The following is a 10,274-nucleotide window of genomic DNA, read 5'->3' as shown; positions in this document are numbered from 1 at the left end:
TGGGGTCCTTCCGGTGTGAGCTGCGGACTATCTAGCTGGTTTATCTTGGTGCGCCCTGGTCAGAGCGCCGCGATCAGGAGCGCCGCGACGCCGAGGAACAGGTGGTGGAAGCTCTGGTCAAGGGCGTAGGCGCCGGTGCCGAGGGTCGGCGCGTACGTGCCCTCGGCGGTCACGGGGTGCGCCGGGTGGGCGGGCGTGCCGAGGCTGAGGAACTCGGTCTTGCCGGTGACCTTGGCGAGCCAGGCGAGGGTGCTGCGCCGGTCCGCCCACCAGTGGGTGGCCGCGTCGACGCCGAGGCCGGCCACCACGCCCGTGACTGTGACGGGGATATCGAGGGCCCAGACGACCGCCGCGAGGGCGATGCCCTTGGTGATCGTCAGTCCGATGACGTGCAGGGTGCAGGCGATCCGACCGGCCCGGCTGGACTGGCCCGGGGTGCGGTCGTTCTCACCCTTGTGGGCCGCCTGGTGGGAGGTCTGGACCCAGTGGTCGCCCACCGAGTGCGCAATGAACAGCGCGACGAACACGGCGGCGAACACGGCTGCTGCGCTCATGGATGCTGGTCTCCCTCTGCGGTTTCCCGCTGTTGTTTCCGCTTGCTTTTCCGCTTGCTTTTCCGCTTGCGGTAATTCAAGGATGCAGACTCCGAGTCTGCGTGTCTAGGGGTTCGCAGACTCCGAGTCTGCATAGGGCGGGTCTGTGCTGGTCAGGCCCCGAAAGAATCTCGCGGGCCGCGCCTGCCGTCCGCTCCCGGGGACCACACGGAGCGTGGCGTGGGGCTCATGCGGGGCCGCTCAGCACACAGCCCGGAAGCGGCCGGGCTTGCGGCCGGTTCCGGGCTGATCTCCTGCCACCCAAAAGCGGGGGAGGGCGGGTGCTGGCCGGGGCGGCGTCGCCGGGCGCGGGTCAGCCGGCGGGCCGGGCCCACGGGTCGTCCGGCTCCTGGCGGCGCAGGCCGGTGAGGAAGTCGAGGACGACCCAGAGCCGTTCGCCGGCGGTGCCCCACTCCGGCGCCACGATCGAGACGTACATGCCGTGCGCGACCTGGTCGTAGAGGCCGCGGTCGAGGCCAGGCCACTGGATGGCCATGTCCGCGCGGCCGATCCGTCCGCCGAACGCGGTGACCGGCTCCCCGTCGCGGGTGGTGACGACGACGGGCTGCTCCTGGACGCCGCCGTCGCGCCGGTGGTCGTTGATCCGGACGGTCAGCCCGGCGGCGTGCGCGGCCTCGACCAGGCGGTGGAAGAGGGCGGCGTCGGTGACGACCAGCTCGACCGCGGCGCGCTGCTCCCACCACAGGCCATCCGCGCCGGTGCCCGCGAATCCGGGCTGCGAGCAGGTGGTGACGTACCCGGCCCGGCACAGCGCGGCGAGGGTCGGCACCAGGTGCGCGGTCTCCTCGTCGGGGCCGAACCGCGGCTGGTAGCCGGGGCGGGAGGCGATCGTGCCCTCCAGCCAGCGGGCCATCAGCTCGCCGAGGTCGGCGACGGTCTTCGCGGACTTCCAGAGGCGCCGGTCTGCGCGGCTCATCCAGGGCAGCTTCATGGTCAGCCCTTCACAATCATCGAGTCGGGGCACTTGCCGCCCATGTGGGACACGCACGCCGGGCAGTCCTCGCGCGGCTTCAGGTGCTTGTGCTGCTCGCGGCTGTCGTAGGCGTGCAGCCAGCACTGGCGGCACTCGCCAACCGGCGGGTTCAAAGCCTTCTTGCTCGCCATCGTGTCTCTCCCCCGGGTCAGTGGTTGACGGTGGTGTTGGACCGGCCGAACCACTTGCCGCCGTGGCTCGTGACCTGCGTGTTGTGCTCCTGGTGGACCGCGCCGGAGTAGTGGTGGTGGGTGGTGACGTTCGCGGCCTTCACCGACCGCACGACCGAGCCGACCGCGACGACGACGGCGGCCACGGCGGCGATGGGGAGCGTCACGAACAGGACGGACGTCAGCGTGACGGCGGCGAATCCCTGGCAGACGAGCCAGACACCGCAGCCGACACCGGTGATGCCGGCACCGACACCGATGGAGGCGACGGCCACCCCGGCGGCCCACGCGGGCACAATCCGGTGGTCCTCCTGGTGGACCGGCTCGGCGGTGCCGTACGGGGGGACCGGCGTGCGGTCGACGTACGAGGTCTCGGTCGTCACGGGCTCGGACTTCCACAGGCCCTCGATGATCCGGCGGGCCTCGGCTTCGGCCTCCGACTCGCTGAGCGGGCGGCTATCGGCGGCGGGGTTCTCGGTGCTCACGGGGGCGACCTCGGCTTTCTGTCTGGGGGAGACCACCGGCCCCCGGGGCGGACCCGGGGGCCGGGCGGTCAGTTCTGGCGGTACGGCTTGGTGCGGCGCAGGACGTGGTCGCGGGAGAAGCCGGTGGCCTCCACGACGTCGAGCTGGAGGGCGTTGCCCGCGTCCAGCTCGGCGGCGATGGACTTCCACATCGCCTCGTCGGCGGCGGTCTTGGCCTTCTCCGCGTCCTCGTGCGCCTGGTCGCGGACCTTCTTCAGCTCGGTGAAGCGGGCCTTCGCGGCGGTGCGGCTTTCCTGGTCGGGCTGAGCTGCCATGACAGCGGGCTCCTTCGGTGTCGTGAGGGACGATGGGGGCTCCCTCCCGCTGCCGTTCGGAGCGGGATACGGGGCCCGGGGCGGTCGGCGATCCTTGGCCGGGTGACGGCCGCCCCGGGGCGTGTCTACCTGGTCAGCGGGACCTGGGGAGCGGGGACGGTCGCCTCGGCGGCGCTGGCCACCTGCTCCATGACGTCGCGGGTGGAGTCGGCGGCGGCCTCCAGGTGCCCGGCGAGGGAGGCGTAGCCCATCCCGCGGGCCCGGCCCTTCAGGGACGCCAGGTAGATCCAGGTGTCGTGCAGCTCGTCGTGCAGATCGACCAGGCCGGGCTGGAAGGCGTACGAGTCGGTGAGGCCGGCGGCGCCCTTCGCGTGCTCCTGGGCGCGCTCCGGGAGGGAGTCGAAGGAGTTCTTCGCGATGACCTCGCGGACCTGGTCGACCGTCTCGTAGGCCCAGGACTTGCCGAGGAGGGCCATGAACCACCTGGTCAGTGCGTTCGCCACGGTGTCTCCTGTCTGCGTTTTCGCTGGCGGATTTGCTGGCAAGTTCGCTGGCGTTAGCGGCGAGGGCGGACCCGACCGGAGACCGTGGAGACGCGGGGGCGCAGGTGCTCGGCGCCCACGGTGGTGACGTCGCCGGAGACCGTGGAGGCGGAGAACTCGCCGCGGGCCTCCTCGTGGACGCGCACCTCGATGTCGCCGGAGACCGCGTTCGCGCGGAAGTCGGTGCCGCGGTAGAGGCCGATCTCGATGTCGCCGGAGACGGACTGGAGGTCGGCGCGGCCCTCGACCCGGCTGATGTTCAGGTCACCGGAGGTCATGTTGGCGCGCAGGGTGTGCGCGGCCGTGGCGTCGACGTCGCCGGAGACCGAGCGGACCTCCAGGACCTGGAGGTCGCCGCCGTGGACGGTGAGGTCGGCGCTGGTGGTGTCGAGCCGGAAGGAGGAGAGCGAGGGCACCTTGACGTCGGCCGTGATGGTCCCGCTGCCGCTCCCGCCGACCACGGCGCCCTGTTCGGCGACGACGCGGCCGTTGGAGACGACGCGCTGGCCACCCACCCACACGTCGCCGTTGCTGATGGTGACGCCGGTCATGCTGCCGGTGTTGATGACGCCGCCGTTGAAGGAGAAGCGGCTGCCGCCAATCTGGACCACGTTGGTCCCGCCGAAGACGCCGCCCTCGACCTCGGGGACGTGGACCTCCAGGACGCGCGTGCCGTTGTAGTCGTACTCGCGGTGGGTGGTGCCGTTCACCGCGTCGGCGAGCGGGCCCTCGTTGTCGCTGGTGCGGACGGTGATCTCGGCGGTCTTCAGCGCCGGGTCGACGTACACGTTGACCGTGCCGACCTTGCTGATCAGGTCCGCGAAGATTCGGCCGGCGGTGCTGGCGGTGAAGGTCTTCTCGGTGCTCAAGGTGGTCTCCCTCTGCGGTTTCCCGCTGTCGTTTCCGCCTGCTTTTTCGCTTGCGGTAATTAGATGATGCAGACTCCGAGTCTGCATGTCCAGGGGTTCGCAGACTCCGAGTCTGCATAGCGCGCGTTCGTGCAGGTCAGCGCCCGGAAATTTCTTCCGGGGGAGCGGTCGTCAGGTGCTGCTTCGGTGGCAGACGCCGCACGGGATCTTGACCTCGGAGGTCTTGCCGGTGGCCGCGTGGACACGGGTGGAGATGGTGACCATCCCGGCCCGGCAGCCCTTCACCGTGCAGCGCCGGCGCTTCGGCTTCTGGCTGACCGTCGGCCCGGCCCCGCCGGTCTGCAGCGTCCAGGCCGTGGTGAGCGCGGTGGCCTTCGCGGTGCTCAGCGCCTCGCCCGCCTTGCCGGTCGCGTCGTCGGCGGCCTCCTTCGCTTTGCCCTTCACCGCACCGGTGACCGCGCCGGCCTTCTCCTTCACCTGTGCCTTGGCCGCCTTCTTCTTCCCGCGCCACCACCGCTTCGCCTCGGGTGCGGCGATCTTGTCCACGCCCTCCTTCACGGCCTTGGCGGCGCCAATGAGCTGGTACATGTCGATGAGCGGCTGCATCTCGCCGGTCATGACGATGCCGCGCCACTCGGCGCGGAAGACGTCGCGGTCCTCCTCCTTGATCCGGGCCGCGCGGTAGGCGAGGACGGCGTCGACCAGGCCGTTGGTGACGACCCTGGAGTCCTCGCCCTTGCCGCACGACAGACAGCAGATCCAGGCCGGGTGGACCTCCCGGAAGCCGTGCTTGTGGATCTCCAGGGAGAAGCCGTTGCCGCACTCGGAGCACAGCAGCTCCTTGCCGTCGACGTACGCCATCCCCGTGAGCTTCAGGTCGGCTTTCGCGTCCATCTCAGGCCCTTCCTCGGCTCTCGCGGTTTGTCATGGTTTGGGCGGTGCTGTGACCTGGATCGGGCCTGGATGGGTCCGGCATTGATGCAGGTCAGAAGGGGTGCGCATCCTGGACGGGACCCGGCTCGACCTGGACGGGGCCCATCCAGGTCGAGGGGGGTGCCATCCGGGTCGACGGCCGCCCGGTCCGGGGTGATACCAGGGCATTCCGGGCGGCCGTCCGGGGTGAATCCGGGTTCTCAGGCGGTCAGGCCGTACTTCGACTGGACCGCCCGGAGCACGGCGGTGAGCGGGTAGCCGTTGAGCGCGGACGTGCTGTCCTGCCACGTGCGCTTCTTCTTCTCGGCGTCCTCGCGGACCACCAGGCGGGCCAGCTTCTCGGGGGTGATGTCGAGCCCGGCCGCCTTGAGCGCGTCGACCAGGACCGTGCCCGGGAGCCAGTCGACCTCGCCGGTCGCGTCTTCTTCCTTCGCCTCCTGGTCGTAGGCGTTGAAGACGTCGACCAGGACCGCGAGGACGTCGGCGTCCGGCTCCCCCTTGTCCCGGAGCTGGTCAGCGAGGGTCTTCGGCCCCTCCGGCAGGGTGCCGGCCGCGTCGCGCAGGTCGTACGCGCGCTTGATGAGCAGCTCGACCTGGTCGTCGGTGTAGTAGTCGGCGCGGACCAGGGCCGGGTTGGAGCCCTCGGCCCACAGGAACCCGGCGCCGCGCATCTCCGGCTCGATGGTCTTCGCCGAGTAGCCGGCCGCCGCGGCGCCCTTGCCGAGGATCGTGTCGGACGCCTCGGGGGTGGTGCAGCGCAGCGCCCACCGGATGGACAGCAGGTCCCGGAGGCTGGTGTCCACCACGTCGCTGCCGGGCTTCTGGGTGGCGCAGAAGGTCACGATCCCCGCCGCGCGGCCCCGGGAGACCAGGTTGCGCAGGAGCTTGGTGATCTTCTTCCCGAAGTCGTCGTCGGTCGTGTAGAACATCAGCTCGTCCACCCACAGCAGCTTCTGCCGGAGCAGCGGGTACTTGTTGGCCAGCTCCTCGGTGACCTTGCGCTTGCCCAGCTTCTTGAGCAGGGCGTATCGCGCCTTCATGTCGGCGATGGCGGCCTTGAGCATCTCGTAGAACGCCTCGGGGTCGGCGTCACCCTCGAACCACTCGCACAGCTCCTCGAAGGGCTCCAGGTCACCGCCGCCCTTGCCGTCCGCGAGCCACAGAATGACGCGCGGGTCGAGGGCGGCGGCCAGCAGGATCACGTTGCCGGACGCCGACTTGCCCGCGCCGGGCTCGCCGCCGACCAGGCCGGAACGCTCGACCACCGAAATCGACATCGGCAGGCCGCGCACGTCCGGGCCGATCGCAATGCGACCCCAGAAGTTCGTGGCCGCCTCCAGGGCGAGCAGCGGGCCCGCCTCGGCGCTTTCCGTGAACGGCAGATCCTTGGAGACGTAGATTTCCAGGCGACCCGAGCGGGCGCCCTTTCCCTTGGTCTTGGTCATGCTGACCTGCGCGTCCTCGACTCCGAGAGCGGAGGCGATTTCGGAAAGGGCCCGCATTGCCTTCTTCGCCGGAATTCCGGGCGGCAGGTCGATAACCGCCGACCAGGCGCCGCGCGCGTCCAGCATCGGCATCTGGACGATGTGCAGGGACTCCTCGGAGCCGATGACCTTCGCGTGGCGGAAAACCTCGTCCAGCATCGGCGCGGTCATCGGGTCGCCGTCGCCGAGCGAGCGCCAGTCCGCCGACCAGTCCGTCTCCTCGACCACGACCTCGCGGCCCGCAAAGGCCCCGCCGACGAAGGTGGCCAGCACGCCGGCGGTCGCGCCGAGTCCCCCGCCGGTCGCGTAGCCGGTGCTGATAGCGGTCAGCGGCGGGCCGTACGCGGCACCCGCGCGCAGGGCCCGAAGCTTGCGCCGGTAGTTCTTGGCCTGCTTGTGGGCGTTCACGGCCTGCATGGCGACCGTCTGGGTGCGGTCGGCCTCCCTGAGCGCGACCTCCTTCTTCTTCTTCATCAGCGCCGGGGTGTAGCGGGCGGCGCGGGCGGCGGCGCGGGCCTCCTTCGCGGCGACGTGCGCCTGGTGGGCGAGGGCCTGCGTCTGGATGCCCTCGAAGCCGGTAACCCAGTCCTGCACCCGGCGGGTCCCGCGCCTGAACTGCGCGACGTGCCCGCGGTCGGTGCGCTGGCGGCGGACCCAGCGGCGGTAAGCCCGCAGCCGGGAGCGGTACAGCACGCCGGAGTACATGGCCCAGCCCTCGGGCGTCTTGGCCCAGGCCGGGATGAGCGGGCGGTCGTCGAAGGCGTCCAGATCGATCTCGGTCTTCTCGATCTCGGCAGCAGCCCGGGGGATCGCCTCGCCCTCAAGGACTCGGCGGGCCGACTCGACCACCGCAGAGCGGTCGGTGGCCTCGGGCGTGCCACCCAAAGGGCGGGGGACGGGGATGTACTCGCCGTCCGTGGCCGGCCCCGCGCCGTGGACGTAGGTGACGGTGGCCAGGTCGGTGCTCTTGTGGCTCGGGTCGGTCGGCATCTCGGTCATGCTGGTGCTTCTCCTTCGGGAGGAAGCGGGGCCCGGCGGCGACTGTGAGAGGGAGGCGCCGGGCCCCGCGCTTTCGGGGGCGGTAGATCAGGCGGCGGCGGTGAAGCCGTCGGCGCAGGGGGTGCAGGCCCCCAGCGAGCGGGCGATGCAGTACTCCTTGACCTGGCCGCACTCGGGGCAGGTCTTCCGGGCTCGCATCGCCGCCGCGAGGGAGGCGAGCTGCCCAGGGGAGCGGGGCTTGGGCGGGGTGGCCCGGTCGATCTCGTAGAGGCGGGCGAACCGCGGTTCCGCCGGCGACTTCCGGCTGAACCACATCACCTGTGCGACGGCCGGGCCCCGGGGCCGGAGCCCCTTCGCCACGAGCTGGTCGCGGGTCGCCAGTCCCTCGGGGGCCAGGCCCCAGGGGAAGGTCGGCACATCGTGCCGCTCCCCCTGCGGGTCCCAGAGATCAGCGATCCGGCGGGCCATCGGTCAGGCCCCAACCGCGGTGTCGGCATCGCTGTCGATGAGGCGCAGCTTGCGCTCGGCGACGACCCGGTCCCGCAGTCGACGGGCGTCGTCCCGGCGGATGCCGAGACGCTTCGACAGGGCGGCGGCGGAGATCTGGTTGCCCTCCGCCACGAGTTCGGCGGCGACCTTCAGCGCCTCCGGCAGAAGCGCCTCCAACTCCTCGTCGGACCGGCCCCGGCGACCGTTCCCGCTGGCGTCATCGTCAGCGTTCCCGGAAGCCTTCTCGCTGCCCTTCTCGCGGGCTTTCTCGCTTGCGGACTGAGACCCGTACATCCCAATTCCCGCAAGGGCTGTAGCGCCTTCAGAGGGTCGCTGGAGAGCAGGGATCGGGAGGGTCGGACCCAGGGTCGGGATGCCCTCCGAGAGACGGTGCGGGAGCGGGTTGTAGAGGCTTGCAAGCATCCCCGCGCGGACCAGTTCCGGGCGGACGTGCTCACCCAGTTCGAAGGCCGCCCCGAGCGCGACCCGAGCGTTGGTGGCGTCCGCGTAGACCTCGGCGGACAGACCCGGCTCGGCACCCTTCTTGATCCGCCACGCGGTGGCGAACGCGTCCTCTTCGGTAACCGCCTCGAACGGCAGGGCGGACAGGAGCCGGTCGGCCTCGTCGGCGATGTCCTTGTGGTGCTTGCGCCGGTCCTTCAGGTGCTGGCGGCGGGCCTTCTCCTGGCGCCGCTCCTCCTTGGTCTTGCCGTGCGACCCGTGGGTCTTCATGTCCCACAGGTAGATAGCGATGAGGGACGAGCAGGCGAACACGACCGCGACCCACTGGTCGTTCGGCAGGGTCGCCGCCCAGTGCCAGTAGTTCACCCCGGCCGCCAGGAACGCGGTGCACCAGGTGGCCACCCTGTACTTGCCCGCCGGCCTTCCGGCGTCCTCGGCGGCCTTGCCCATGAAGGTCAGCGCCCAGGCCGTGCCCTCCAGCATCGCCGAGAGCAGCGCGGCCAGGAGCACGTTCACCTTGGCGTCGGACAGGGCACCGACCTGCGAGATGACCGCCGGGACGATCGAGCAGACCATCACGAAGCCGACGAACGCCGTGACCGGGTTGGCGTTCAGCCAGCCGGTCAGCTTGGCGAACTTGGCCCGGCGGGCGGCCCTCTTCCGGTCCTTCTCCTGCTGCCGGGCCCGCTTGTCCGCCAGCTCCTGGCGGCGCTTGGCCTCGGCGTCCTTCCGGGCCTGCTCGCGCTTGGCCTCGTCGTCCGCCCTCTTCTGCTCGGCGGCGATCTCCTTCGCCTTGAGCTGGGCTTCCAGCTTCAGGCGCATGTCCTCGCGGTCCTGTGCGCGCTCCGCGGCCTGGTCGGCGCGGCGCTCCTCGCGGTAGCTCATCGGGTACCTCCAGCCGCCGGGTTCGCGAGCCCGGACAGAACGGTCGCCATCTCGGTGCGGAGTCGGGGGGAGACGGGGCGGATGCGGACGCGCCGGGCGAAGGTGTCGCCGCCAGCGGCCGTCGCGCGGGCCACCATCTCGGTGATGACGCTGACCAGGGCCGCGACACCGGCGATCAGGCCGAGGGTCATCTCCAGCACGGTCAGCAGGAACAGGGCGAGGTGGGCGAGGACCCTCATGCCGCCACCCCCGCCGGGATCTCGTCGCGGACGATGCGCAGGGCGGCGCGGACCGCGCGGCGCTCGGCGCGGGGGGCGCGGGCGCGGGCGACGGCGGCGGCCGGGTCGGTGGTGCCGAGGGTGGCGAGGACCTCGTACGAGTCGAAGTCGGCGGCGGTCCAGTCGGCGGTGATGTCGTCGGCCTCGTAACCGAGGGCGTCGTCGGCGGCCACCAGCTCGGCGGCGACGACGGCGGCCGGGGCGGTCTTCCGGGAGCGCAGTTCGCGCGGCATCCGGCGGAGCAGGCTCTTGTAGTACGCGGCGTCCTCGCGGTCGGTGTCCGTCTCGACCTGGAAGTCGGCGAGGAAGCTGTCCAGCGCGTCCCGGCTCGCGAGTCCGCCGGCGGTGAACTCCTCGGCGAGGTCCAGCGGTTCGACCTCGATGTCGAAGCCGACCGCGACCTCCAGGAACTCGGAGCCGGTAACGATGCGCTGGCCTGCGACGATGATGTTCATGTGGGTCGTGCCCCTCTCGGTGTAACGGCCCCGGCGGCTCTCCGGCGGTCCTGGTAGATCACCCGGAGAGCCGCGTCATGTCGGGCCAAGTTCTGGTGTTTTGGGCATGGCTGTGACCCGGATACAGAAGGCATACCGGGTCCTTTCCGCCGCTTCCGCTGAACTAGTTCTGCGGGGCGACGTGATGATTAAGGCACTCTCCGAAGCCGGTGTCAATAGAACTAGTTCAGGGTGTCGCCAACATGGAAGATTGAACTAGTTCTGAGCTTCCCGGACGACACGCCTGCAAGGTATGGTCGGCCCAGCTATCCAGACAGAACTA

General features: G+C 70.7%; 13 protein-coding genes. All 13 read right to left on the bottom strand.

The window, feature by feature from the left end:
- Window positions 1–59 precede the first annotated feature (59 nt).
- The 13 genes from AB8O64_RS37205 to AB8O64_RS37145 all read right to left on the bottom strand — a co-directional run bounded on the left by AB8O64_RS37205 (window position 60) and on the right by AB8O64_RS37145 (window position 9,952).
- Entirely contained in the window at window positions 60–554 is a 495-nt protein-coding gene (locus AB8O64_RS37205; RefSeq protein ID WP_370424411.1) for a transcriptional regulator, read from the bottom strand.
- 352 nt (window positions 555–906) lie between these two features.
- Window positions 907–1,530, bottom strand: coding sequence for a hypothetical protein (locus AB8O64_RS37200; RefSeq protein WP_370424410.1), 624 nt, complete (start codon window positions 1,528–1,530; stop codon window positions 907–909).
- Window positions 1,531–1,547: 17 nt separating this feature from the next.
- Complete coding sequence (locus tag AB8O64_RS37195; protein ID WP_370424409.1) at window positions 1,548–1,718, bottom strand: pRL2-8; 171 nt, start codon at window positions 1,716–1,718, stop codon at window positions 1,548–1,550.
- Between the two features lie 17 nt (window positions 1,719–1,735).
- Window positions 1,736–2,242 carry a hypothetical protein gene (locus AB8O64_RS37190; protein ID WP_370424408.1) on the bottom strand — a complete coding sequence of 169 codons (507 nt, stop codon included), beginning with the start codon at window positions 2,240–2,242 and terminating at the stop codon, window positions 1,736–1,738.
- A gap of 68 nt (window positions 2,243–2,310) precedes the next feature.
- Window positions 2,311–2,556, bottom strand: a complete 246-nt coding sequence (locus AB8O64_RS37185) for a hypothetical protein (protein ID WP_370424407.1) — start codon at window positions 2,554–2,556, stop codon at window positions 2,311–2,313.
- A 125-nt stretch (window positions 2,557–2,681) separates the two neighbouring features.
- Complete coding sequence (locus tag AB8O64_RS37180; protein ID WP_370424406.1) at window positions 2,682–3,059, bottom strand: hypothetical protein; 378 nt, start codon at window positions 3,057–3,059, stop codon at window positions 2,682–2,684.
- 53 nt (window positions 3,060–3,112) lie between these two features.
- Window positions 3,113–3,967, bottom strand: a complete 855-nt coding sequence (locus tag AB8O64_RS37175; RefSeq protein ID WP_370424405.1) for a DUF4097 family beta strand repeat-containing protein — start codon at window positions 3,965–3,967, stop codon at window positions 3,113–3,115.
- A gap of 171 nt (window positions 3,968–4,138) precedes the next feature.
- Window positions 4,139–4,861: a hypothetical protein gene (locus AB8O64_RS37170; protein WP_370424404.1), complete on the bottom strand. Its 723-nt coding sequence runs from the start codon at window positions 4,859–4,861 to the stop codon at window positions 4,139–4,141.
- A 239-nt stretch (window positions 4,862–5,100) separates the two neighbouring features.
- On the bottom strand, window positions 5,101–7,383 hold the full coding sequence (locus AB8O64_RS37165) for an FtsK/SpoIIIE domain-containing protein (protein WP_370424403.1): 2,283 nt from the start codon (window positions 7,381–7,383) through the stop codon (window positions 5,101–5,103).
- An 87-nt stretch (window positions 7,384–7,470) separates the two neighbouring features.
- A complete protein-coding gene (locus AB8O64_RS37160) occupies window positions 7,471–7,851 on the bottom strand; it encodes an RRQRL motif-containing zinc-binding protein (RefSeq protein WP_370424402.1) in 381 nt (126 codons plus the stop codon).
- A 3-nt stretch (window positions 7,852–7,854) separates the two neighbouring features.
- Window positions 7,855–9,219 (bottom strand): DUF2637 domain-containing protein, encoded by a 1,365-nt coding sequence (locus tag AB8O64_RS37155; RefSeq protein WP_370424400.1) that lies wholly within the window; start codon window positions 9,217–9,219, stop codon window positions 7,855–7,857.
- Window positions 9,216–9,458 (bottom strand): hypothetical protein, encoded by a 243-nt coding sequence (locus AB8O64_RS37150; protein ID WP_370424399.1) that lies wholly within the window; start codon window positions 9,456–9,458, stop codon window positions 9,216–9,218. Before AB8O64_RS37150 ends, AB8O64_RS37155 begins: the two co-directional genes overlap by 4 nt.
- Window positions 9,455–9,952, bottom strand: a complete 498-nt coding sequence (locus AB8O64_RS37145; RefSeq protein ID WP_370424398.1) for a hypothetical protein — start codon at window positions 9,950–9,952, stop codon at window positions 9,455–9,457. The genes AB8O64_RS37150 and AB8O64_RS37145 overlap by 4 nt, the downstream gene beginning before the upstream one ends.
- Window positions 9,953–10,274: the final 322 nt, after the last annotated feature.

Source organism: Streptomyces sp. QH1-20, assembly GCF_041283565.1.
Classification (GTDB): Bacteria; Actinomycetota; Actinomycetes; order Streptomycetales; family Streptomycetaceae; genus Streptomyces; species Streptomyces syringius.
Note: the sequence above shows the minus strand (reverse complement) of the source record. Positions and strands in the feature narration are given on the sequence as shown.